This window comes from Streptomyces sp. NPDC052687, from assembly GCF_040678395.1.
Lineage (GTDB): Bacteria > Actinomycetota > Actinomycetes > Streptomycetales > Streptomycetaceae > Streptomyces.
In genome coordinates this window covers 50036-74296 of the sequence record NZ_JBFATR010000028.1, presented here as the reverse complement: position 1 = coordinate 74296, position 24261 = coordinate 50036, and the positions used below count along the sequence as shown (strand labels likewise).

The window sequence follows — 24261 nt, the reverse complement described above, 5'->3', positions numbered from 1 at the left end:
CGGGTGGGCGTCGGGTGGGTGGGCCTCGCGGTCGCGGTCGCACCTGGAGCGTATCGTCTTGGTGACGGCAGTCAACGGGGCGCGATACCGTTCGGGTGAGGGTCAGCCTTCGAGAGGGAGGACCGCACGTGCCCGCATTCTCACTCGACCCGGACCGCACCGCCTGGTGTGCCGAGCTGCGCGCCCTCGCCGCCGAACGGCTGCGCCCGCTCGCCGAGAAGGGCGGACCCGGTCACGTCAACCGCCCCCTCGTCGCCGAACTGGGCCGCCTCGGGCTGCTGGACCGGCTGTTCACCTCCGGCGCGCTCGACCTGTGCCTGATGCGTGAGTCCCTCGCCCGGGTCTGCACCGAGGCCGAGACCGCGCTCGCCCTCCAGGGCCTGGGCGCCCACCCCGTCCACGCCCACGGCACCGACGCCCAGCGCGCCCGCTGGCTCCCCGCCGTCCGCCGGGGCACCGCGATCGCAGCCTTCGCCCTCACGGAACCGGAGGCGGGCTCGGACGCGGCGGCGCTCACCCTGGCGGCCGAGCCGGAGGCGGCTGGCCGCGGCCACCCCGGCGGGCGGGGCGCGGCCGGGGCGGGCACGGCGGCCGGGGCGGGCACGGCGGCCGGGGCGGGCACGACAGGCACGGCGGGCACGACAGGCACGGCGGGCACGGACGCGTGGCGCGCCCGCGTGGACACCCGCCCGGTCCCGGCCACTGACACCGACTCGGCCACCGACCCGGCCCCGCTGCCCGACCCGGGCACGGCTCCGGCCACGGCTTCGCGCGCCGCCGGCCACGAGGCCCGTAGGGGCGCCGTACGCGCCGCAGACGGCCGGTTCGCCGACGGCCCGGCGGACACCCCGGTCCCCGTGCCACCCCGTACCCCCCTCACCCCCCACGCTCCCGGCACCCCCCTCACCGCCCCCGCACCGGACGCCCTCGGTGACGCCCTCGCCGCCGCCCCCGACGGCGGCGCCCGCTGGCGGCTCACCGGGAGCAAGTGCTGGATCTCCAACGCGCCCGAGGCCGACTTCTACACCGTCTTCGCGCGGACGACACCCGGCGCGGGCGCGCGAGGGATCACCGCGTTCCTGGTGCCCGCCGACCGGCCCGGACTGAGCGGCACCGCGCTCGACATGCTCTCCCCGCACCCCCTCGGAGCGCTCGACTTCGACGCCGTACCGGTCACCGCCGATGACGTGCTGGGGGAGCCCGACCAGGGCTTCCGGGTCGCCATGGGGACACTCAACCTCTTCCGGCCCAGCGTCGGCGCCTTCGCCGTCGGGATGGCCCAGGCCGCCCTCGACGCGACCGTCGCCCACACCGCCCGCCGCCAGGCCTTCGGCGGCCCGCTCAGCGCCCAGCAGACGGTCGCCCACCAGGTCGCGGAGATGGCCCTGCGGGTCGAGGCGGCCCGGCTCATGGTGTACGCGGCGGCCACCGCGTACGACGCGGGCGCCGCGGACGTGCCCCGGCGCGCCGCGATGGCGAAACTCCTCGCCACCGAGACCGCGCAGTACGTCGTCGACCGCGCCGTCCAGCTGCACGGGGCGCGTGCCCTGCGCCGCGGCCATCTGCTCGAACACCTCTACCGCGAGGTGCGCGCGCCCCGCATCTACGAGGGGGCGAGCGAGATCCAGCGCGGCATCATCGCCAAGGAGCTGTACCGGGAGGCCCCGTGACCGCCGAACGCGTCAACCCGCCCGACCTCTCCCCGCCCACCGGCTTCTCGCACGCCGTCGTCGCCACCGGCACCCGGCTGGTCTTCCTGGCCGGCCAGACCGCCCTCGACCCCGACGGCAGGATCACCGGCCAGACCCTGCCCGAACAGTTCGAGCGGGCGCTCGGCAACCTCCTCACCGCCCTGCACGCGGCCGGCGGCACCCCCGCCGACCTCGCCCGCGTCACCGTCTACACCACCGACCTCACCGCCTACCGCGCCCGCGCCCCCGAACTCGGCCGTATCTGGCGCCGTGCGGCGGGCCGCGACTACCCGGCCATGGCGGTCGTCGAGGTCACCCGCCTCTGGGACACCGAGGCCCTGGTCGAGCTGGACGGTTTCGCTGTGCTGACCTGAGACCGTGCTCCGACACCGTGACCGTGACCGAGACCGTGACGCGCCACTGAAAGAGTGATGATCACACCGGTGGGGGCGTGGGGCCGGTACCTGTGGAAGTCCCATCACAGGAGGTTCCCGATGTCTGTTCGCCCGCTTCTCGGAGTGGTCGCCGCCGCGAGCCTGGCGCTGGTCGCCGGTGCCGGTGTCACGCCGGCGGTCGCCGAGCCGTCCGAGACGGTCACCGTCGACCCGCTGGCGCGGATCGCCGCCGACGGTACCGTCACGCTGTCCGGCACCTACCGCTGCACCGGCGGCAGCGGCCCGGTGTTCGTCGGTTCCTCGCTCGTGCAGTCGTCGCCGGGGAAGGCGGTGCGGCACGGCATCGGCGGCACGCGGGCGGTGTGCGACGGCACGCTGCGCCAGTGGGTCAACACCGGCCGGACGCTGGGCGACACGCTCACCGCGGGCCCGGCCCGCGCCGAGGCGACGCTGGTGGAGCTGGACACCAGCGGCGGCCTGCTGCTGCCCCGCTTCCACGCCGTGTCGCCGCAGCAGGACGTCACCCTGGTCGCGTCCTGACCGTTCGGCGCGGGATCAGACGGCCGCCGGAGCAGAGGTCGTGCTCAGGCGGCCGATGCCCCGCCCGAACCGCCGCAGCAGCAGCACCGCGGTGGTGGCGAGCCCGGTGAGCAGGCCGAGCCAGACGCCGAGGGTGTCCAGGCCCGCCGCGAAGCCCAGCAGCGCGGCGGCGGGCAGCCCGACCAGCCAGTAGCCGACCAGGGTGACCCGGAAGCCGCCCTTGGTGTCGTCCAGGCCGCGCAGCAGCCCCACCCCGATGTTCTGCGCGCAGTCGAAGAACTGGAGCACCGCCGCCACCAGCAGCAGCTGCGTCGCGATGTCCACCGCCCGCACCTCGCCGGACTCGAAGAACGGGGCCAGCACCAGCTTCGGCACGGTCAGGTAGACGAGTCCGACCACCGCCATCACCGCCGCCGCGCACGCCAGCGCCGTGTGCTGGAGCCGCCGTGCCGCCGCCGCGTTGCCGAGGGCCAGTTCGCGGCTGACGCCGATCGAGGCCGCGTGCGAGAGGCCGACGGCGATCTGGAACACGATGTACACCAGCTGGTTGACGGCCGTGTGGGCGGCCAGCGCGGCCGGCCCGAAGCTGCCCACCAGCAGCGCGACGACGGAGAAGAACCCCGCCTCCGAGCCGTACGTCGCGGCGATCGGCGTACCGAGCGCGGTCAGCCGGCGCAGCGTCGCCGGGCGGGTCTTCCAGATGCTCAGCGACAGCACCGGCGCGAGCTGCGGATCGCGCCGGGCCGACAGGTAGAGGGCCAGGAACGACAGGGCGTACACCGAGGTCGTGGCCAGGCCGACGCCGGGCAGGCCGAGCTTCGGGAAGAACCAGGTGCCGTGGATGAACACCCAGTTCAGGCCCGCGTTGACGGCGATCGAGGCGATCGTGATGCGCAGCAGCGCCTGCGGGCGGCGCATGCCGACGGTGAACTGCCGGATCGCCTGGAACCACAGGCAGGGCAGCAGCCCCGGCGCCATCGCGTACAGCACCGGCTTCGCCGCGTCGACCACGTCCGGGTCCTGGCCGAGCCAGACGACGGCGTGTCCGATCAGGATCATCAGTACGGCGCCGGCGAGCCCGGCCAGGGTGGACAGCAGCAGGCTCGCCCGGACCAGGTCACGGACGTCCTCCCGCGCCGCCTCGGAGCCGTCCTGCTCGCCGCGCGCGTCCGCCGCGGCGACCTGGTTGCCGACGGCGGTCACCAGACCGACGCCCATGGTGCGCAGCTGATTGAAGATCACCATCGCCAGGCCGCCGGCCGCCAGGGCCTCGGTGCCGATCAGGCCCATCATGACGGTGTCGGTGGTGGTCAGCGCGACCTGCGCGAGCTGGGTGAGCGCGAGCGGCACCGCCAGCGTGGCGAGGGCGCGGCTGTCGGTGAGCAGACGGGTCAGGGCGGGAGGCATCGGATCTACGCGAACTTCCTCTAGACGTGGGGGAGTCGGGCCTGGCGGCGTCGGGCGTGGCGGTGTCGGACGTGGGCGGGTCAGGCGTGGCGGAGTTTGGTCAGCAGCGCGTCGACCTCGCGCTCCACATCGCGGTCGACGAGGTCGCGCGCGGCCATCCAGTCGTCGTCGAACACCGTGTCCAGGTACTTCTCCCCGCCGTCGTTGACGAGCGCGACCATAGTCGTTCCCGGCGGCTGTGAGGAGAGCCGGGCCAGCGCCTCGTACACCACCCCGCCCGCCGATCCGCCGATCAGCAGCCCGGTGCGGCGGGCCACGACCCGGCAGGTGGCGAACGCCTCCACGTCACCGACCTTGACCCCCTCGTCGAGCAGGTCGTAGTCGACCATCGCGCCGATGGTGGCGCCCTCGGGGGTGCCGGTGCCGGACTGGTAGTAGTCGTGCGCCGGCGGCCCGAAGGCGATCGACCCCTTCGGCTCGACCCCGACGATCCGCACCCCGGGCACCGTCCTGCGCAGCTCGCCGCCGGTCCCGAACAGGCCGCCGCCGGTGCCGACGGCGCCGATCAGGACGTCGATACGGCCGTCCAGGGCGGCGTGCAGCTCATGGGCGACCGGCCGGTAACCGTCGCCGTTGGCCGGGTTGTTGTGCTGCTCGGTGAAGTAGGCGCCCGGCGACTCGGCGGCCAGCTTCTCGGCGAACTCCTCGCGGGCGGCGGTGGCCAGCTCCTCGTCGCCCTCGTCGGCGACGTAGACGAGTTCGGCGCCCAGCGCCTTCATCGCGCGCAGCTTGTCGGCGGCGGCGTGGTGGTCGACGACGGCGGTGAAGGTGTAGCCGCGCTCGGCGGCGACCACGGCGAGGCCCAGTCCGGTGTTCCCGGAGGTCGACTCGACGATCCGGCCGCCGGGGGGCAGCAGCCCGCGCTCCTCCGCGTCGAGGACCATCTGCCGGGCCATGCGTATCTTCGCGGTGCCGGTGGGATTGAACTGCTCCAGTTTCAGCAGCAGCCGGCTGCCGTCCCGGGTGCGGCACAGCTCGAACAGGGGCGTGGCGCCGATGAGTTCGGTGACCCGGCGGACGATCGGCGGACGGTGGAGGGCGTGGTCCGGGGTGTGGAAGGGGGCGGGGGCGGCGGGGGCGGGATTCGGGGCGTGGCCGGGGGCGCTGTCCAGGGCACGGTCGGGGGCGTGGCCGGGGGCGCGGTCCAGGGTGTGGTCCATGGTGGGAACTCCCTACGGGTGGCGGTCGAGGCGCCAGCGGGGACGGGCGGCGGGATCGGCGGAGCCGGGGGCGGGTTCGACGACGACCTTCGGCGGCAGCGGCAGCTCGTGGAAGGGCGACTCGTTGGAGTCCATCTGGTAGCCCGCCGTGTTGAGGTAGACCAGCAGGTCGCCCACGGCCGGCCGGTGCGGGAAGGGCACCCGCCGCCAGGTGAGCATGTCGGACTCCAGGCAGGTCGCGGCGCCGACGCAGGCCTCGTGGGTGCCCTCGGGGGACGGCGCGCGCGGCACCAGCACCGGGTCCGGCAGGAACTCGCTCTCGAACCACTGCTCGGACAGGCTGAGGCTGCTGCCGTCCACGGTGAGGATCGCGTACCCGTCGCGCTCCTTGACGCCCTGGATCCGGAAGACCGTGCACCCGGCCTGGTCCAGCAGTGCCCGGCCCGGCTCCACCAGCAGCGTCACCCCGGCCGCGCGCAGCAGCGCGGCCAGCGGGTCGGCCTCCCCGGCGGGCACCGCCGCGAGGATCGCGCGCAGCGCGTCGGCCCCGGCGACGGGGGAGTGGTACGGGTAGAAGCCACCGGAGAAGGTCTTGCGCGCGTGATAGTGCTCGGGCCGCTGCTCCTCGGTGAACCGGCGCCAGTCGTCGCCGTCGGCGTAGTCGACCGGGAAGCCGCCGCCGATGCTGATCCGGTCGGCGCGCAGTCCCAGGGTGCGGGCGTGCCGGCACAGCCGCACCAGTTCCCCGGCGAGGTCGGCGCGCGCCGGGAGGTCGTAGCCGGACAGATGGAAGCTGAAGCCTTCCAGTTCCAGCGGCGCGTCGGCGCAGCGGCGCAGCGCGGTCTCCAGTTCCTCCGCGTCCATGCCGAACCGGCTGTGCGGCTGGGCGGGCGGCAGCCGCCGCAGCAAGACCCGTGCGGTGCGGCCCAGTTCGGCCGCCGCGTGGGCGATCCGGTCCAGCTCGTCGAGGGCGTCCACGGCGACGAGCGCGCCCTGGAGCACGGCGACCCGCAGCAGGTCGTCCGCCTTGGCGGGCCCGGTCACCACCACGTCGGGCGCGGGCACCCCGCAGGCCAGGGTCTCGCGCAGCTCCCCGAGGCCGGCCACGTCGACGCCGAGGCCCAGCACGGCGGCCCGCTCGGCGTACAGGGCGGCCTTGTTGGCCTTCTTGGCGTAGTAGACCCGCCCGGCGACGCCCGCCTCGGCGAACGCCCGCCGGAAGGCCGCCGCGTTGGCGTCGAAGGGGCCGGGGAACAGCACGTGGTACGGCCCGCCGAGGCCGTGGCTCAGCTCGTGCAGCAGCGGCCCGGCGGCGAGCAGTGCCCGCGTCTCGGGTGCCTGCCGGCCGGGCAGCGAGGGCGCGGCGGGAGCGGTCACTCCGGTCACTGCCACAGCGGCACCACCGTGCCGAGCCCCTGGGCGAGGGCGAGTTCGGCGAAGCGGTGGCCGAGCGCGATGTCGGTGACGACCAGCCCGCTGTTGTAGGCGAAGATCCGCTGCTCCGGATCGGTGCGCCCGGCCGCCCGGCCGGTGAGCACCTCGGGGAACTCGGCGTCCACGTCGCGCAGTTGGCCGTCGGCGTCGGCCATGTCGGTGCCGGTGACCCGCATCTGGGCGGCGCTGGTGGCGATCACCCGGTCGGCGCGGTGCAGGGTGGACGGCGCGATGCCGTAGCCGACGAGCACGGACAGCGCGGCGGGCTTGAGCCAGTCGGCGTCGACGGAGGCGGGGGTGTGGGGTCCGGCGGTGGCCAGGACGATGTCGGCGTCCTCGGCGGCGGCGCGCAGATCGGTGACGATCTCCGGCTCGCGTCGGGGGAAGTGGGCGTGCAGCTGCTCGCGCACCGCGCGTATGCCGTCCGGGTGGGTGCCGAAGACCATCAGCCGCTCCAGCCGCGGCATGGTCGTCAGCAGGAAGGGCAGGGCGAGCCGGCCCTGGGTGCCGGTGCCGATGACGAGCGCGCTGCGGGCGCCGGGGGCGGCCAGTTCGCGGGCGAGGAGCGCGGAGACCGCGGGGGTGCGCAGGGCGCCGACGCGGCCGCAGTCCATCATCGCGACCGGCAGTCCGGTGGCGTCGTCGTAGAGGGTGAGCGTCGTGTAGTAGTGCTGCTTGTCGCGGTCCTCGTGCAGGCCGTACTTGTACGACGTCTTGACGGCGACGACCCCGCGCTCCCCGTCCCGGCCGAGCATCGCGTACGCCACCGAGTGGCCGTCCTCGGGTTTCACGGTGAGCTTGCGCGGATTGTCGGAGCGGCCCGCGGCCAGGGTGCCGTAGGCCTGCTCCACCACGGCGACGACATCGGCGAGGGTGATCTCGATGCCGGCGACGTCACTGGTGCTGAGGATGCGCAGGGTGGTGTCCGAAGCGTGGGTGGCGGTCATGCGTCGTAAGCCTCCAGAACCTTCTGTCCGTAGCCGTGTTCGAAGCGTTCCGCCGGGGGGCGGGTACGACGCCCCGGAACGCGCACGGAGGAACGTTTCAGCCAGCGGTCCGTGCCGTCGTAGCGGGCCATGAAGGGGACCCGGCCGTGCACCACGAGGTCGTTGTCCACGACCAGGACCTGGCCGGGCTCCAGGCTGACCGCGGTCGCGACCCGGGACAGCTCGTCCGTCAGCCGCTCGTAGGCGGCGCGGTGTGCGGTGCCGGCCCGCTCCAGCGGGGTGTAGGCGGGGTCGAAGCGCAGGGTGAGGCCGTCCGGCGACTGCCACAGCGTCGGCACGGGCTGCGGGTCACCGGCGTGGCCGCGCGCCTCGGCGTAGGCGTCGTCGGGCAGGATCGGCAGCTCCGGGCGGGACAGCAGCCGTAGGTCGTCACCGGACAGCCGGACCCGGCGCACGCTCGCGGCCGTGGTGGCCACCGCGTCCGGGTTGCGCAGGCAGGACAGCAGCAGCAGATGGGCGCGGCCGGGATGGAAGGCGTCCTCGGTGTGCGGGCTGAGCAGCACGGTGCTGCTGGCGCCGGTCTGCTCCTCCTCGTGGCCCGGCGAGGGCACGATGTCGTGCACGAACCGGCCCTCTTGCTGGCCCTCCCAGGCGAGGGGGACGCCCATCACCGCGGAGAGCAGCAGCAGTTCGACGTCGTGCACCGCGCCCGCGCCGCCGGCGCTCGACCAGTGGGCGGGTGTCGGGCCGAGCGCGCGGTCGTCGACCTCCAGGCCGGCCAGGACGAACAGTCCGTCGGGGGTGCCGGCGGGGCGGCAGGCGTCCCGGATGCCGTCGCTCAACGTGGCGGCCGTGTAAGGGAGTTCGGCGAGCAGGTCCGGGTCGGCGGGCGAGCCGGAGAAGTGGTGCAGCAGGGTCTCGGCGGCGGTGCGCAGTTCCGCCGCCTGGTCGGGTGTGAGGGTACGTACGGGCAAGGCTCCCGTGGGCATGGTGAGTTGTCCGTTCCGGAGGCTGAGGGCGTTTCCGTGGCGCTGTTTCGGACAGCGCTTTCCGATGGCGAACGGGCTCTTGCGGTGGCCTTCCAGGGCTTGTCACGGTCCGTAGCCGCTTGGTGGCCGTCGAGAAACATAGCCAACACGTAAGGTGTAGGCAAGGCTTACCTAAGCTTGTTCAATGTCACGCCGTGCGCCCTTGTGCGCCCCCCGCAAGGCAGGGTAGGCAAACCTCAGCAAGTGACCCACCGGGTGAAATCGAGGACGAACGTGGATCTGACGAGACGTCAACTGCTGGGGGCGGGCGGCGCCTTGACCGCCACCGCGCTGCTCGGCGGCTGCGGGGACGGCAGTGACGACGACACCGCCGGGTCCCCCGGCGCCGGAACGAAGCCCCGCCGCGGCGGCACCTTGCGGGTCGGCGCCCTCGGCCGCGCGGGCGCCATCACCCGCGACCCGCACGGCACCCAGGCCAACGAGAGCGACTACCTGATCCTCAGCCTCGTATACGACACCCTCACCGTGCCCGGCACCAAGCCGAACACCGTGCCCCGGCTCGCCGCCGCATGGCAGCCCTCCGACGATCTGAAGACCTGGCGATTCACACTCGCCAAGGGTGCGGCCTTCCACGACGGCACCCCCGTCACCGCCGGCGACGTCGTGTTCTCCCTGCGCCGGCTGCGCGCCACGCCCTCCGGAGCGTCGCGGCTCCCCGGCATCCAGGCGAAGAACATCACCGCCGACGGCGACGGCACCGTCGTCCTCGTCTCCGACTACCCCAACGCCGAACTGCCCCAGCTCACCCGCCTGACCACCTTCGTCATACCCGAGGGCACCACCGACAAGGACATAGCCAAGGCCCCCGGAACCGGCCCCTTCACACTCGACTGGTTCCGCGGCGGCAACGCCCGCCTCGTCCGCAACGCCAAGTGGTACGGCGGCGACGTCCACCTCGACGCCATCGAGGTGAAGATCTTCGAATCCCCCCAGGCGATGGCGAACGCCCTGCTCTCCGGGCAGATCGACCTCGCCTCCAACGTCGGCGCCGTCGCCGCCCGCACCGCCGAGAGCCGGGGGGACATCCGGACCGTCCGCCGGCCCAACGACATGGCCATGCCCCTCGTGATGCGCACCGCCGACGGCCCCTTCGCCGACCCGAAGGTCCGCGAGGCCCTGCGGCTCGCCGTCGACCGCGAGGCCATGGTCAAGCAGGTCCTCTCCGGCTACGGCAGCGTCGCCAACGACATCCTCGGCACCGGCGACCCCGCCTACGCCAAGGACATCCCCCAGCGCACCCGCGACCTGGCCCGGGCCAGGCGGCTGCTGAAGGAAGCCGGCTTCGACACCTCCAGGACCTACGAACTGCTCACCACCGAGGACATCGCCGGACTCGCCGAATCCGCCACCCTCTTCGCCTCCCAGGTCCGCGAGGCAGGCGTCAAGGTCAAGGTGGTCAAGCAGGAATCCGCCGTCTTCTGGGACAAGACCTGGCTCAAGGGCGACCTCTACACCACCTACTGGGGCACCAACGACTCCGTCGTCTTCTTCGCCAGCAAGACCATGGTCTCCGACAGCGGCCAGAACGAATCCGGCTGGCAGGACGAGGAGTTCGACACCGCCTACGAGAAGGCGATGGCCACCGCCGACGCCACCGCCCGCGCCCGGCAGCTGCGCGAACTCCAGCAGATCCAGCACGAACGCTCCGGCTACCTGCTGTGGGGCATGGCCGACGGCATCGACCTCGCCGCACCCGCCGTCCAGGGGCTGCCCAAGCTGCCCGGCTACGGACGCGTCCAGCTCGAGCGGGCATGGCTGGCCCGTTGACGACCGACACCGCCGCGCCGCCCCGCACGACCGGGCCGGCGCGGCACCCCGCCGTAGCCGCGCTCCTCGCCACCGGGGCCCTGCTGCTCAAACGCGCCGCGCTGCTCGCCCTGTTGCTCGCCCTCGTCTTCTGCACCGTCGAGCTGCTGCCCGGCGACGCCGCCAACGCCACCTCCGAGCGCGGCGAGAGCGCCGCCGACATCGACCGCCGCCGCGCACTGCTCGGCCTCGACCGGCCGGTCCTCGAACGCTTCTGGGACTGGATGTCGGGCCTGCCCACCGGCGACCTCGGCACCTCCGCCCGCGGCGAGCCGGTCACCGACCTGCTCTCCACCGCGTTCCCCAACACCCTGCTCCTCGGCGGCATCGCCCTGCTGCTCACCGCCGCCCTCTCGCTCACCCTCGGCTGCTGGGCCGCGCTCCGGCCCGGCGGACGCACCGACCGCGCCGTGTCCGGCACCGCCACCGCCGTTCTCGCCCTGCCCGAGTTCGTGGTGGCCGTGGCCCTCGTCCTGGTGCTCTCGCTGTGGACCGGCTGGCTGCCCGCCGTCACCCTCACCGACGTCGACGGAACCCCCGACTCCTGGACCATGCTCGTCCTGCCCGCCCTCGCCCTGACCATCCCGCAGACCGGCTGGAACGTCCGCATCGTGCGGGCCGCGCTCGCCGACGAGGCCCGCGCCCCGCACGTGGAGACCGCCGTCCTCGACGGCCTCCCGCCGCACCGCGTCCTCACCCACCACGTCCTGCCCGGCGCCCTGCCCACCATCGCGGCCGGCCTCGCCACCTCCACCGGCATGCTCCTCGGCGGCGCCGTCGTCGTCGAGACCATCTTCAACTACCCCGGCATCGGCTCCGTCCTGGCCTCCGCGGTCACCGACCGCGACAGCCCCGTCATCGCCGGGGTCACCGCCCTCGCCGGCGCCGTCATCACCGTCGTACTCCTCCTGGCCGACCTGGTACGGGACTTGATGGCGGGAGGCCGCCGATGACCACGACCCGCGGCTTCCCGCTCCGCGTCCTGCCCGCGCTGCTCCTCGTCACGCTCGCCCTGTGCGGCCCCTGGATCGCCCCGCACGCCATCGACACCCCCGTCACCGCCCCGTACGCCGAACCGGGAGCCGACGCCGTCCTCGGCGGCGACCAGCTCGGCCGGGACGTGCTCAGCAGACTCCTCGCCGGAGGACGCGAACTCGTCGTCTCCTCGCTGCTCGTGGCCGTCCTCGTCACCGCCGTCGCCGCCGTCCTCGGCGCCGTCGGCGCCCTCCGGCCCGCCGTCGGACGGGTCGTGGAACGCGTCGCCGACGTGCTGATGCTGCTGCCCGCCGTGCTCGGCATCCTCCTGGTCACCCTCTCCTGGCCGGGCGGCGGCCGGCTCGCCGTCGTCGCCGCCGCCGTCGCCCTCGGCGTGCCCTACGCCGTGCGGCTCGTCGCGGGCGCCGCCGCGCCCGTCGCCGCCACCGGATACGTCGAGGCCGCCGCGGCGGGCGGCGAACGCCTCTGGTACCTGGTCCGGCGGGAGATCCTGCCCAACCTGCGCGCCACCCTCCTCGCCCTGTTCGGACTGCGCTTCGTCGCCGCCGTCTACCTCGTCGCCACCGCCGGGTTCCTCCAGGTCGGCCCGCAACCCCCGGCCGCCGACTGGGCGTTGATGATCCGCGAGAACTCCGCCGGCATCCTCCTCAACCCCTGGGCCGTGGTCGCCCCCAGCGCCGCCATCGGCCTGCTCGCCCTGAGCGTCAACCTCGCCGCGGCGGCCCTCGCCCCGCAGACCGGCCGGAAGGCGGTACCCGTCCTGTGAGCCACGATCCCGACCGGTACCCGAAGCCCGCCGGACCGCCGGCCGACACCCCCGTCGTCCGGGTCAGAGGCCTCACCGTCACCGCCCCCGGAGGCCGCCTCCTGCTCCAGGACGCCGCACTCGCCCTGCGCCCCGGCCGGGTCACCGCCCTCACCGGCCCGTCCGGCTCCGGCAAGACCACGCTGCTGCGCGCGGTCACCGGTCTGCTCCCGCCCGGCACCCGGCGCACCGCCGGCCACGTCGACGTCCTCGGCCACGACGTGTTCACCGTCTCCGACAAGGACCTGCGCGCCCTGCGCAGCCGCCGCCTCGCCTACGTCGGCCAGGACCCCGGATCCGGCCTCAACCCGCGGATGAGGGTACGCACCCTCGTCCGCGAACTCGCCGCCGACCGCGCCGCCGACACGGTGACCGCCCTGCTCGCCGAGGTCCGCCTGCCCGACGACGGCCGGCTCGCCGCCCGCCGCCCGGCCGCCCTCTCCGGCGGCCAGCAGCGCCGCGTCGCCCTCGCCCGCGCCCTGGCCCGCCGCCCCGACGTCCTGCTCCTGGACGAGCCCACCGCCGGACTCCACCCCGAACTCCGCGAGGAGATCGGCGACCTGCTGCGCCACCTCGCCGCCGAACACCGGCTGGCGGTCTGCCTGTCCTGCCACGACCCGCAACTGGTCGACCGGATCGCCGACGACGTGGTGGAACTCGGCGGCCGGCTGCCCGCACCCCGGCCCGCCCTGGCGCCGCCCACCCCGCCGGACGGCGCGGGCGAGCCGGGTGCGTCCGGCGTGCCCGCAGTGCCCGGCGTGCCGGTCCTGGAGGTCCGCGACCTCCGCGTCGTCTTCGGCCCCCGCCGGCGCGGCACCGCCCCCGCCCTCGACGGCGTCGGCCTGACCGTCGCCCCCGGCGGCGCCACCGGCATCGTCGGCGCCTCCGGCTCCGGCAAGACCACCCTCGTACGGGCGATCGTCGGACTCCAGCCGGTCACCTCCGGCACCCTCCGCCTCGACGGGCAGCCGCTCAGCACCGGACTGCGCGGACGCGCCCGCGCACAGCGCCGCCGTATCCAGCTGGTCACCCAGAACCCGCTCGGCGCGCTCAACCCCAGCCGCACCATCGGCGCCGCGATCGGCCGCCCGCTGCGCCTGCACCGCCGCTGCCCGCCCGCGCAGGCACCCGGGCGCGTGGCCGGCCTGCTCGAACAGGTCGGCCTGCCGCCCGCCTTCGCCGACCGCTACCCGCACGAACTCTCCGGCGGCCAGCGCCAGCGCGTCGCCATCGCCCGCGCCCTCGCCGCCGACCCGGACGTCCTGATCTGCGACGAGGTCACCTCCGCGCTGGACTCCGGCACGGCCGAGGCGATCATGGACCTCCTCACCCGGCTGCGCGAGGAGCGCGGCACCGCCCTCGTCCTCATCAGCCACGACCTCCCGCTCGTCGCCGAGCGCACGGACACCGTGACGGTGCTCGACGCGGGCCGGGTCGTCGAGTCGGGCCCGACGGCCGAGGTGTTCGCGGCGCCGTCGCATCCGGCGACGCGGGCCCTGCTCACCGTGGACCCGGCCGCGCGGCGGACGGCGGGCCGCCCCCGCTGACGACGACGGCGAACGGCCCCGCGCCCGCCCAGAAGGGCGGTGCGGGGCCGCTGGACCGCGGGGCTACCGGGCCGAGGAGTGGCCGCTGGACCGCGGGGCTACTGGGCCGAGGAGGGGCCGCTGGAGCGCGGGGGCGCTGTGGGCGCGAGGGTTACCGCGTCGCGTACGGCGAGGCGGCGGCCTGGGTGCGGATGTCCGGCAGACGGTCGTAGAGGGTCTGCCCCGGGCAGAGGGTGGCGTAGCCGTCCCGGTGGCCCGAGACGGTGTACAGGGTGGCCTTCTCACCGGGCTCGTAGACGCCGGTGTCCCCGGCGGCGGTCAGCGTGACCCGGCCCTGCGGGTCGACGCCGTCCAGGCCCAGCTTCCAGGCGGCGAGGTCGGCGATGGCGGACAGCGCGGCGGGGGTGGGCGTGCCGCCGTCCTCGTAGTTGCCGAGCAGGGAGACGCCGGACGAGACCCCGTTGAAGCCGTAGGTGTGGGCGCCGCGGATGCGCTGGTCGACCCCGCCCGCGCGGCCCTCGAAGAGGGTGCCGCACTTGTCGACGAAGAAGTTGTAGCCCACGTCGTTCCAGCCGTTCGACTGCACGTGGTAGACGAAGATGGCCCGGATGACGGCGGCGGAGTCGGCGCAGGTGTAGTCGTTCGTGCCCGCGGTGTGGTGGACGAACACGGCCTCCACCTTGGGGATGTACTCCGCGGGGTCCTTCACCAGCGACTCGTCGGCACCCCAGCCGGCCCGGCTGACGATGGGGGGACGGGCGGGGGCGGTGGTCTCGGCCCGGCCCTGAGACGTGGCCGTGGACGGGGCTGTCGCCGTGGCCTCCGCCGTGGTGGTGCCGGGGTCGATCAGGTCCAGGCGCAGGCCGCCGGGTACGGCGCGCTGCCGGCCGTCGGCGACGACGCGCGCCTCGACCGCGTCGGACGGCCCCGTCCACAGCGGTTCGGAGGCACCGCGGGTGTCCGCGGCGGCCGCCTCGTCCGTCTCCGGCGCCACGATGTCGAAGTCCAGGTCCCGCCAGCCGGACCACCGGCCCGTCTCGGCGCTGCGCGTGCGGACCTGCGCGGTGCCGTCGAAGCGCCGGGTGTGGTCCGCCCAGGAGACGCCGATCAGCGAGAACTCCTCGGTCCCGGTGCGCGGCAGGGTGCGCTCGGACGCGGTCCCGCCGAACGCCAGGGTCCGGGCCCTCGCCGGGCGGCCGGTGTCCGCCGCACCGGACGGCTCCGTTGCGGCGGACGGCTCCGCCGCACCGGACGGCTCCATCGCACCGGACGGCTCCGCCGCACCGGACCGTTCCGCGGCGCCGAATCGTTCCGCCGGGGCCGCGACCGCCGGGGCGCCGGCCGCGACCGTCGCCGGCCCGGCACCGCCGAGCACCGCCGCGCCGACGGCCAGCCAGGTCATACGTGCACGGCCGAGCGCACGACGCGCACGGGCTCCTCTGGGGCTCATGGCCCTCCCTCTTCTGTCGCTGTGACCTCCCGCGACGCTTCCCCGGATATCGCGCTGCCGGCAGGCACTGGTTCCCCTCGGCCGGGGTAAGTCACCAGTGCACTCGGCTCGCGGATACCGAGTTCCGCGCGTTCATATCCCACGACGTCGGCCGTCTTCCAGCGACCGGAGATACGGGAGACCAGCTGACGCCCGTATGACCCTTTTGCAGGTGCCGGTCAGTCAACTGGCAAAACAAACAAGCCAGTTGACACTCACAGAAGCTGCCGCCGCACCTCTCGGCCCCGGAGAACCGGAGACCGGCGAATGGGCTGAACAGGTGGCCGGCGGCAGCGGCCGGCCACACGGCGGCGCTCCGGACCGGGGCGGTCAGATGTCCCGGAACGTCTCGATCTGCGCCCCCACCGAGTTCAGCCGCTCCGCCAGGTCCTCGTACCCCCGGTTGATGACGTACACGTTGCGCAGCACCGACGTGCCCTCCGCCGCCATCATCGCCAGCAGGACGACCACCGCGGGCCGCAGGGCCGGCGGGCACATCATCTCGGCGGCGCGCCAGCGGGTGGGGCCCTCGACGAGGACGCGGTGCGGGTCGAGCAACTGCAGGCGTCCGCCGAGGCGGTTGAGGTCGGTCAGGTAGATGGCGCGGTTGTCGTAGACCCAGTCGTGGATCAGCGTCTTGCCCTGCGCGGACGCCGCGATGGCCGCGAAGAACGGGACGTTGTCGATGTTCAGGCCGGGGAACGGCATGGGGTGGATCTTGTCGATGGGCGCTTCCAGCTTGGAGGGGCGCACGGTCAGGTCCACCAGGCGGGTGCGGCCGTTGTCGGCGACGTACTCGGGCGTGCGGTCGTGGTCGAGGCCCATCTCCTCCAGGACCGCCAGCTCGATCTCCAGGAACTCGATGGGCACGCGGCGCACCGTCAGCTCGGACTCCGTGACCACCGCGGCGGCGAGCAGGCTCATCGCCTCGACCGGGTCCTCGGAGGGGGAGTAGTCGACGTCGACGTCGATGTGCGGCATGCCGTGCACGGTGAGCGTGGTGGTGCCGATGCCCTCGACCTTGACGCCCAGCGCCTCCAGGAAGAAGCACAGGTCCTGGACCATGTAGTTGGAGGAGGCGTTGCGGATGACGGTGACGCCGTCGTGCCGGGCGGCGGCGAGCAGCGCGTTCTCGGTGACGGTGTCGCCGCGTTCGGTCAGGACGATCGGGCGGTCGGGGCGCACGCCCGGGTCCACCACCGCGTGGTACTGCCCCTCGGTCGCGGCGATGTCGAGGCCGAACCGGCGCAGCGCGATCATGTGCGGCTCGATGGTCCGGGTACCGAGGTCGCAGCCGCCGGCGTAGGGCAGCTTGAAGCGGTCCATGCGGTGCAGCAGCGGGCCGAGGAACATGATGATCGAGCGGGTGCGGCGGGCCGCCTCCGCGTCGATGGACTCCAGGTCGAGGTCGGCCGGCGGCACGATCTCCAGGTCGACGCCGTTGTTGATCCAGCGGGTGCGCACGCCGATGGAGTTCAGCACCTCCAGCAGGCGGTACACCTCCTCGATCCGGGCCACCCGGCGCAGCACCGTGCGCCCCTGGTTGAGCAGCGAGGCGCACAGCAGGGCGACGCACGCGTTCTTGCTGGTCTTCACATCGATGGCGCCGGACAGCCGGCGGCCGCCCACCACCCTCAGATGCATCGGGCCCGCGTAGCCCAGCGAGACGATTTCGCTGTCCAGGGCCTCGCCGATGCGGGCGATCATCTCAAGGCTGATGTTCTGGTTGCCCCGCTCGATGCGATTCACGGCGCTCTGCGAGGTGCCGAGCGCCTCGGCAAGCTGCGATTGCGTCCAGCCACGGTGCTGCCGGGCGTCACGGATGAGCTTGCCGATGCGTACGAGGTAGTCGTCTGCCATGGGGTTGAGGCTATCTCAGATATGAGATGGCACATCCCCGGGGGGTCCGTTCGGGTGATGGACCGTCAACGACGCTTGGCGGTACGGGTGCGACGCCACCCGAAAGGTCCGGGCAAATCCACCGATGTCGTACGACGTCCGGTGCTGCTGTGCGTATGGCGCGGGCCGTGGGCGCCGCCGGTCGTGATGGACCAGGAGCGCCGGTTGATGTTCAGCCGTACGCCGGGCAGGATCCGAAAACTCTTGCGAAACGTCAGGGGCATGGGTTCCTCCCGTGCGAGCGCGGATGTCTGCCTTTCGGTTACCCCGGTTGGGCCGGTCGATGGCCGCGCGTCGCGGTGTCGGGGCTTACGGCGGCGGGGCAACGGTGAGGGATCGGGCCGCGCGGGTCCGGTGCCGTCGCCGGGTGGCGGGCGAGCGATTCAGGCCGCGGGTGCCTTTCCGGCGGCTCGAAGCTGCGCCTGCCGCGCGTCCTGGTGGGCTTGCGCCCAGCGGACGGCGAGTGGTGCCGCCAGGCCCGTCAGTGCGAACATGGCGCCCACGACATACCACCCGGGGCGGCCCCAGCTGATACAGAGCCAGATGAGCAGTCCTGGTCCGAGGGCCTCGGCCAGTCCGGCGCCGAGGCCGAACACGCCCAGGTACTGCCCCGTTGCGTGTCGTGGAGCGAGGGCGAAGGACACCTCGAAGCCGGCGGCGGAGTGCCACAGCTCGCCGACCGTGTGGATCACCACCGCGGTGATGAGCAGCGTCGCGGCGGCCCAGGCCGGCACCCCCGCGGACAGGGAGATCAGCGCGCACGCGATGAGGAACGCGACGCCTGCCCGGCGGTAGGCGTCTCCGCCGGCTGCGGGGGAATCGACGTGGCGACTGGCGCGTACCTGGAACGCGACGACGATGACGGTGCCGGTGAGCATGGTGCCGGAGATGAGCCAGTGCGGAGCCGCGGTGGCACCGACGATCCAGAGCGGGATGGCGACGGTGAGCACCTTGAACTGGATGGCCATGATGCCGTCGAGAGTGGTGAGCAGCAGGTAGGGCCGGTCTCGCAGGGCGATCCAGCGAGGGCCGCCGGTGGCGGGGAGGGGCGTGACCGGCGGGAGGAGGACCAGGAGCGCCGAGGAGACCGCGAAGGCGATCGCGTTGCCGATGATCATGAGCTGGTAGGCGGTGAGGGTGCCCACCTGAACGACCCATCCCGCTCCCAGGGCGCCGAGGGATATGCCGACGTTGGTCACCGCGCGGAGATAGGCCCGGAACTCCTGTGGCCGGTCCCCTCCGTAGTGCCTGATGAGCGGGGAGCGGGCGGCTGTTCCGGCTGCCTTCGCCCCGGCGGCCGCGCTGACCATGAGGACGAACGGCCAGAAGCTGTCCACCAGCAGGAAGCCGGCCGTGGCCAGGGCCTGGACGACAAGGGTGGCCGCATGGACGCCACGGGCTCCGTACCTGTCCGCGAGGTGGCCGACGGCGATCCCCAGGGCCAGCGAGAAGAATCCGGCGATGCCGAGTCCGAGGCCCACCTGGCCGGCGGGCAGGTGGGCCGCCTGGGTGAAGTAGAGGACGCCTGCGGTCAGGTAGAGGCCGCTGCCGATGGTGTAGACGAAGTTCGACGCGGCCAGGACGCGTTGCGGTCCGGTATCCGGCAGCAATTGGGGCACGGCTGGGCTCCGCATCCAGGGCAGGCGGTAAGGACCCGTCCAGCTTGTTGCTTATTACTTGCAAGAGCAAGAGGTTTGCAGACTTCTGATGGATCTGTCTGTCTGCCGCACCCGGTGGCCAGCTGTATCCAGCCACCGATGTCCCGGAAAGACCGAGACCGCCCCGGTTCGCAGGCAGGGCAAGCGGGGCGGGGCATGACCATCCCGCGCCCATGTACTAGAGTTATCTCGACATCGAGATATCTGCCGAGGCGCACCGCAGCCACCACAGCAGTAAGGTTGACCTAACTTAGCCTTACCTTAGCGGATCGGCCAAGCTCGCGTGGCGGCAGGATGCGGTGGTACGCGCACATCAATGAAGGAGACTGTCGTGTCGGCGAACAGCTTCGACGCCCGCAGCACGCTGCAGGTGGGCGACGAGTCGTACGAGATCTTCCGGCTTGACAAGGTCGAGGGCTCCGCCCGGCTGCCTTACAGCCTGAAGGTCCTGCTGGAGAACCTGCTCCGCACCGAGGACGGCGCGAACATCACCGCCGACCACATCCGCGCCCTCGGCAACTGGGACTCCCAGGCCCAGCCGTCGCAGGAGATCCAGTTCACGCCGGCCCGCGTGATCATGCAGGACTTCACCGGCGTGCCCTGTGTCGTCGACCTCGCCACCATGCGTGAGGCCGTCAAGGAGCTCGGCGGCGACCCGGCGAAGATCAACCCGCTGGCCCCGGCCGAGCTGGTCATCGACCACTCCGTCATCGCCGACAAGTTCGGCACCAACGAGGCGTTCAAGCAGAACGTCGACCTGGAGTACGGCCGCAACAAGGAGCGCTACCAGTTCCTGCGCTGGGGCCAGACCGCCTTCGACGAGTTCAAGGTCGTCCCGCCGGGCACCGGCATCGTCCACCAGGTGAACATCGAGCACCTGGCCCGCGTCGTCATGGTCCGCGACGGCAAGGCGTACCCCGACACCCTGGTCGGCACCGACTCGCACACCACCATGGTCAACGGCCTCGGCGTCCTCGGCTGGGGCGTCGGCGGCATCGAGGCCGAGGCCGCCATGCTCGGCCAGCCGGTCTCCATGCTCATCCCGCGCGTCGTCGGCTTCAAGCTGACCGGCGAGCTGCCCACCGGAACCACCGCCACCGACCTGGTGCTCACCATCACCGAGATGCTGCGCCAGCACGGCGTCGTCGGGAAGTTCGTCGAGTTCTACGGCGAGGGCGTCGCCGCCACCTCCCTGGCCAACCGCGCCACCATCGGCAACATGTCGCCGGAGTTCGGCTCCACCGCCGCGATCTTCCCGATCGACGACGAGACCCTGAACTACCTGCGCCTGACCGGCCGCTCCGAGCAGCAGGTCGCGCTCGTCGAGGCGTACGCCAAGCAGCAGGGCCTGTGGCTTGACCCGGCCGCCGAGCCGGACTTCTCCGAGAAGCTGGAGCTGGACCTCTCCACGGTCGTCCCCTCCATCGCCGGCCCGAAGCGTCCGCAGGACCGCATCGAGCTGTCCAAGGCCGCCGAGCAGTTCGCCAAGGACGTCCTCAACTACGTCGAGGCGCCCGTCGCGCAGCAGCCCGGTGCCGCGGCCTCCCCGGTCGACGAGGCCAGCGCCGAGTCCTTCCCGGCCTCCGACGCCCCGGCCTACGGCAGCCAGGAGAACGGCGCCGGCGCGCCGCAGCACGCCGAGGGCACCGGTGCCGCCGTCCCGTCGAACCCGGTCACCGTCACCGCCCCCGACGGCTCGACCTACACCCTGGACCACGGCGCGGTGACGGTCGCGGCCATCACCTCCTGCACCAACACCTCCAACCCGTACGTCATGGTCGCCGCCGCGTTGGTGGCCAAGAAGGCGGTCGAGAAGGGCCTGACCCGCAAGCCGTGGGTCAAGACCACCCTCGCCCCGGGTTCGAAGGTCGTCACCGACTACTTCGACAAGGCCGGGCTCACCCCGTACCTCGACAAGGTCGGCTTCAACCTGGTCGGTTACGGCTGCACCACCTGCATCGGCAACTCCGGCCCGCTGCCGGAGGAGGTCTCCAAGGCCGTCAACGACCACGACCTCGCGGTCACCTCGGTCCTCTCCGGCAACCGGAACTTCGAGGGCCGCATCAACCCCGACGTCAAGATGAACTACCTGGCGTCCCCGCCGCTGGTCGTCGCCTACGCCATCGCCGGCTCCATGAAGGTCGACATCACCAAGGACGCCCTGGGCACCGACCAGGACGGCAACCCGGTCTACCTGAAGGACATCTGGCCCTCCGAGGCCGAGGTGAACGACGTCGTCGCCAACGCCATCGGCGAGGACATGTTCACCAAGTCCTACCAGGACGTCTTCGCCGGCGACGCCCAGTGGCAGTCGCTCCCGGTCCCGACCGGCGACACCTTCGAGTGGGACCCGGAGTCGACCTACGTCCGCAAGCCCCCGTACTTCGAGGGCATGACGATGGAGACGACCCCGGTCACCGACATCACGGGCGCCCGCGTCCTGGCCAAGCTGGGCGACTCGGTCACCACCGACCACATCTCCCCGGCCGGCGCCATCAAGGCCGACACCCCGGCCGGCAAGTACCTCACGGAGCACGGCGTCGAGCGCCGCGACTTCAACAGCTACGGCTCGCGCCGCGGCAACCACGAGGTCATGATCCGCGGCACGTTCGCCAACATCCGCCTGCGCAACCAGATCGCGCCGGGCACCGAGGGCGGCTACACCCGCGACTTCACGCAGGAGGGCGGCCCGGTCTCCTTCATCTACGACGCCTCGCAGAACTACCAGGCCGCCGGCATCCCGCTGGTCGTCCTGGCCGGCAAGGAGTACGGCTCCGGCTCGTCCCGCGACTGGGCGGCCAAGGGCACCGCGCTCCTCGGCGTCAGGGCCGTCATCGCCGAGTCGTACGAGCGCATCCACCGCTCGAACCTCATCGGCATGGGCGTCCTGCCGCTGCAGTTCCCCGAGGGCCAGTCCGCCGAGTCGCTCGGCCTGACCGGCGAGGAGACCTTCTCCATCACCGGCGTCACCGAGCTGAACGAGGGCCGCACGCCGCGCACGGTGAAGGTCACCACCGACACCGGCGTCGAGTTCGACGCGCTCGTCCGCATCGACACCCCCGGTGAGGCGGACTACTACCGCAACGGCGGCATCATGCAGTACGTGCTGCGCAGCCTGATCCGCAAGTGATCCGCGGGTAATCCGCGAGCAAGCGGAACGACAGGACCGCACAAGGGCCGCACCCCGGCGACGGGGTGCGGCCCTTCGTCATGCCGCACCGGTGGCCAAAAGGGCCGAATCCGTAAGGTCCGGCCCGGATTCGCGGTGCGGGGACCCGCCCCCGCCGGTCAGGACGCCACGGCCTGGGCCGCCCGCCGGTCGTACTCGGCGCGCGCGGCGGCGATCTCGTTCTGGTGCTCCTCGGTCCAGGTCACCAGGTTGCGGATGGTCTCGTGCAGCGTCGCGCCCAGCGGGGTCAACTCGTAGTCCACGCGCGGCGGTACGACCGGGTACACGGTGCGCTTGACCAGGCCGTCCCGCTCCAGCTGGCGCAGGGTGACGGTGAGCATGCGCTGGCTCACCCCGTCGATCTGACGGCGCAGTTCGGAGAAGCGGAGGCTGCGGCGCTCCAGCAGTGCGATCACCAGCAGGGACCACTTGTCCGCCACGCGGTCGAGGATCTGCCGTACCTCACACCCCTGCCGGACGTCCCACTGCAGGACCTCGTACTCATCTTCGGTACCCGCGCAGTGAGTCGGTGACTTCGAAGTGCCTTCTTCCATAGCCGCCGAGCCTGCCCGAGGATTCCTGTGGTTACAAGAGGGAACCGCCCCGGCTCCGGTCCACGCGATGCTTTCGAGCCAGGTCACGGCGGTCGCCCCGATCTGCTCCCGTTCCGTTCCCGCGTCACTTCCGACAAGGAGTCATTTCCGTGACCGCACTGCATTCCCCTCCGGGCGGCGGCACCGACCGCATGAGTGGGCGCGCTTGGGGCGTGCTGTTCGTGCTCTGTGGCGCGATCTTCCTGGAGGGCGTCGACGTGGCTATGCTCAACGTGGCCCTGCCGTCCATCCGGGCCGACCTCGGGCTGTCCACCGGCATGCTCCAGTGGGTCATGAGCGCCTACGTCCTCGGATACGGCGGATTCATGCTGCTCGGCGGGCGCGCCGCCGACCTGTTCGGACGGCGCCGGATGTTCCTGTTCTGGCTGACCGTCTTCCTGCTCTTCTCCGGTCTGGGCGGTCTGGCCACCGAGGGGTGGATGCTGATCGTCGCCCGGTTCGTCACCGGTGTGGCGGCGGCCTTCATGACCCCGGCCGGTCTGTCGATCATCACCACCGGCTTCGCGGAGGGCCCGCAGCGCAACAAGGCCCTGCTGGTCTACTCGGGCACCGCGGCCGGCGGTTTCTCCATCGGCCTGGTGGTCGGTGGTCTGCTCGCCTCGGCCGACTGGCGCTGGGTGTTCTTCGCCCCGGTGATCCTGTCGTTCGTCATCCTGGTCGCCGGTGCGGCCCTCATCCCCGAGCCGGCCCGGCCCGAGCGCGCCGGCCGGAGCGTGGACGCGGCCGGCGCCGTCAGTGTCACGGCGGCCATCCTGCTCCTGGTCTTCGCCATCGAGCGGGCCGGCCACGAGCCGGCGGTCACCACCGCGCTCACCGTGGCCGCCGCCCTGGCGCTGTTCGTGACGTTCGTGCTGATCGAGCGGAAGGCGGCCGCGCCGCTGGTCCGGCTCTCCATCTTCCGCAACGGCGGCCTGGTGCGCTCCAACATCGCCGGACTGCTGTTCGCCGCCGGGTTCTTCGGCTTCCAGTTCATCGTCGTGCTCTACCTGCAGGAGCTGCGCGGCTGGTCCACGCTGGAGACCAGCTTCGCGATGATCGTGATCGGCGTCGACGCGATCCTGTCGCCGACGCTCACTCCGAAGCTGGTGCACCGGTTCGGCAACGCCCGGGTCATCTTCGGCGGTCTGCTGCTGGCGACGCTGTCCTACGCGCTGATGCTGCCGCTTGGCCCGGACTGGACCTACCTGATGATGTTCCCGAGCCTGATCATCCTGGGCCTCGCCTTCTCGCTGGCCTACGGTCCGCTGACCATCGTCGCCACCGAGGGCATCGAGGAGGACGAGCAGGGCGTCGCCGGCGGTCTGCTGTACACCTCCTTCCAGTTCGGCGCGGCGCTCGGTCTCTCGTCCGCCACCACCGTGCTCACCGCGGCGACCGACGGCACCGGCGACGCGGCCGTGCTCGACGGTCACCGCGCGGCGCTGCTCGTCCCGCTGGTGGCCGCCGCGCTCGCCGCCCTGATCAGCGCCTCCGGCCTGCGCGCCAAGCCCGCCGCGGCCCCCGCCGAAGCGGCCCCCGCCACCGCCCCGGTCCCCGAACCGCTCGACACGGTCCGCTGACCCCGAGGCGGCGAAGCCGTCCACGCCGGGTCACCC

The 24261-nt window shown here is 72.8% G+C and carries 19 protein-coding genes; 9 read left to right on the top strand and 10 right to left on the bottom strand.

From position 1 onward, the window contains the following. Positions 1 to 128: 128 nt before the first annotated feature. The 3 genes from AB0K92_RS22015 (at position 129) to AB0K92_RS22005 (ending at position 2626) form a co-directional block, all read left to right on the top strand. Entirely contained in the window at positions 129 to 1670 is a 1542-nt protein-coding gene (locus tag AB0K92_RS22015; protein ID WP_365925314.1) for an acyl-CoA dehydrogenase family protein, read from the top strand. Beyond that, the gene (locus tag AB0K92_RS22010; protein WP_365925312.1) at positions 1667 to 2065 is read left to right on the top strand and encodes a RidA family protein; all 399 of its coding nucleotides are present in this window, start codon (positions 1667 to 1669) and stop codon (positions 2063 to 2065) included. Before AB0K92_RS22015 ends, AB0K92_RS22010 begins: the two co-directional genes overlap by 4 nt. Positions 2066 to 2185: 120 nt before the next feature. Continuing rightward, the gene (locus tag AB0K92_RS22005; protein WP_365925310.1) at positions 2186 to 2626 is read left to right on the top strand and encodes a DUF6299 family protein; all 441 of its coding nucleotides are present in this window, start codon (positions 2186 to 2188) and stop codon (positions 2624 to 2626) included. Positions 2627 to 2641: 15 nt separating this feature from the next. Here AB0K92_RS22005 and AB0K92_RS22000 read toward each other — a convergent pair whose 3' ends face one another. The 5 genes from AB0K92_RS22000 to AB0K92_RS21980 all read right to left on the bottom strand — a co-directional run bounded on the left by AB0K92_RS22000 (position 2642) and on the right by AB0K92_RS21980 (position 8608). Further along, positions 2642 to 4033 (bottom strand): MATE family efflux transporter, encoded by a 1392-nt coding sequence (locus AB0K92_RS22000; RefSeq protein ID WP_365925308.1) that lies wholly within the window; start codon positions 4031 to 4033, stop codon positions 2642 to 2644. An 80-nt stretch (positions 4034 to 4113) separates the two neighbouring features. Next, positions 4114 to 5253, bottom strand: coding sequence for a cysteine synthase family protein (locus AB0K92_RS21995; RefSeq protein ID WP_365925306.1), 1140 nt, complete (start codon positions 5251 to 5253; stop codon positions 4114 to 4116). 12 nt (positions 5254 to 5265) lie between these two features. Then, positions 5266 to 6645 (bottom strand): alanine racemase, encoded by a 1380-nt coding sequence (locus AB0K92_RS21990; protein WP_365925304.1) that lies wholly within the window; start codon positions 6643 to 6645, stop codon positions 5266 to 5268. Continuing rightward, entirely contained in the window at positions 6636 to 7634 is a 999-nt protein-coding gene (locus AB0K92_RS21985) for an ornithine cyclodeaminase family protein (RefSeq protein WP_365925302.1), read from the bottom strand. Before AB0K92_RS21985 ends, AB0K92_RS21990 begins: the two co-directional genes overlap by 10 nt. Further along, positions 7631 to 8608: a TauD/TfdA family dioxygenase gene (locus AB0K92_RS21980; protein WP_365925300.1), complete on the bottom strand. Its 978-nt coding sequence runs from the start codon at positions 8606 to 8608 to the stop codon at positions 7631 to 7633. The genes AB0K92_RS21985 and AB0K92_RS21980 overlap by 4 nt, the downstream gene beginning before the upstream one ends. Before the next feature lie 288 nt (positions 8609 to 8896). On the opposite strand from AB0K92_RS21980, the gene AB0K92_RS21975 reads away from it, so the two are divergent. The 4 genes from AB0K92_RS21975 to AB0K92_RS21960 all read left to right on the top strand — a co-directional run bounded on the left by AB0K92_RS21975 (position 8897) and on the right by AB0K92_RS21960 (position 13837). Then, positions 8897 to 10450, top strand: coding sequence for an ABC transporter substrate-binding protein (locus AB0K92_RS21975; protein ID WP_365925298.1), 1554 nt, complete (start codon positions 8897 to 8899; stop codon positions 10448 to 10450). 80 nt (positions 10451 to 10530) lie between these two features. Then, a complete protein-coding gene (locus AB0K92_RS21970) occupies positions 10531 to 11442 on the top strand; it encodes an ABC transporter permease (protein WP_365925352.1) in 912 nt (303 codons plus the stop codon). Further along, on the top strand, positions 11439 to 12251 hold the full coding sequence (locus AB0K92_RS21965; protein WP_365925296.1) for an ABC transporter permease subunit: 813 nt from the start codon (positions 11439 to 11441) through the stop codon (positions 12249 to 12251). Before AB0K92_RS21970 ends, AB0K92_RS21965 begins: the two co-directional genes overlap by 4 nt. Continuing rightward, positions 12248 to 13837 (top strand): ABC transporter ATP-binding protein, encoded by a 1590-nt coding sequence (locus AB0K92_RS21960; RefSeq protein ID WP_365925294.1) that lies wholly within the window; start codon positions 12248 to 12250, stop codon positions 13835 to 13837. The genes AB0K92_RS21965 and AB0K92_RS21960 overlap by 4 nt, the downstream gene beginning before the upstream one ends. 151 nt (positions 13838 to 13988) lie before the next feature. Here AB0K92_RS21960 and AB0K92_RS21955 read toward each other — a convergent pair whose 3' ends face one another. From AB0K92_RS21955 to AB0K92_RS21940, 4 genes are all read right to left on the bottom strand, one after another. Further along, positions 13989 to 15239, bottom strand: a complete 1251-nt coding sequence (locus AB0K92_RS21955; RefSeq protein WP_365925292.1) for a peptidoglycan recognition protein — start codon at positions 15237 to 15239, stop codon at positions 13989 to 13991. Between the two features lie 417 nt (positions 15240 to 15656). Then, positions 15657 to 17186, bottom strand: coding sequence for a UDP-N-acetylglucosamine 1-carboxyvinyltransferase (locus tag AB0K92_RS21950; protein WP_365925290.1), 1530 nt, complete (start codon positions 17184 to 17186; stop codon positions 15657 to 15659). 65 nt (positions 17187 to 17251) lie between these two features. Beyond that, positions 17252 to 17449, bottom strand: coding sequence for a DUF4236 domain-containing protein (locus AB0K92_RS21945; protein WP_365925288.1), 198 nt, complete (start codon positions 17447 to 17449; stop codon positions 17252 to 17254). Positions 17450 to 17608: 159 nt separating this feature from the next. Next, on the bottom strand, positions 17609 to 18844 hold the full coding sequence (locus AB0K92_RS21940; RefSeq protein ID WP_365925286.1) for an MFS transporter: 1236 nt from the start codon (positions 18842 to 18844) through the stop codon (positions 17609 to 17611). A 370-nt stretch (positions 18845 to 19214) separates the two neighbouring features. On the opposite strand from AB0K92_RS21940, the gene AB0K92_RS21935 reads away from it, so the two are divergent. Continuing rightward, the gene (locus tag AB0K92_RS21935; protein ID WP_365925283.1) at positions 19215 to 22013 is read left to right on the top strand and encodes an aconitate hydratase; all 2799 of its coding nucleotides are present in this window, start codon (positions 19215 to 19217) and stop codon (positions 22011 to 22013) included. A 158-nt stretch (positions 22014 to 22171) separates the two neighbouring features. On the opposite strand, the gene AB0K92_RS21930 is transcribed toward AB0K92_RS21935, so the two are convergent. Next, positions 22172 to 22606, bottom strand: a complete 435-nt coding sequence (locus tag AB0K92_RS21930) for a helix-turn-helix domain-containing protein (RefSeq protein WP_365925280.1) — start codon at positions 22604 to 22606, stop codon at positions 22172 to 22174. A 191-nt stretch (positions 22607 to 22797) separates the two neighbouring features. Between AB0K92_RS21930 and AB0K92_RS21925 the strand changes: the two genes are divergently transcribed. Next, the gene (locus AB0K92_RS21925) at positions 22798 to 24225 is read left to right on the top strand and encodes an MFS transporter (RefSeq protein ID WP_365925350.1); all 1428 of its coding nucleotides are present in this window, start codon (positions 22798 to 22800) and stop codon (positions 24223 to 24225) included. The last annotated feature ends 36 nt before the right edge of the window (positions 24226 to 24261 follow it).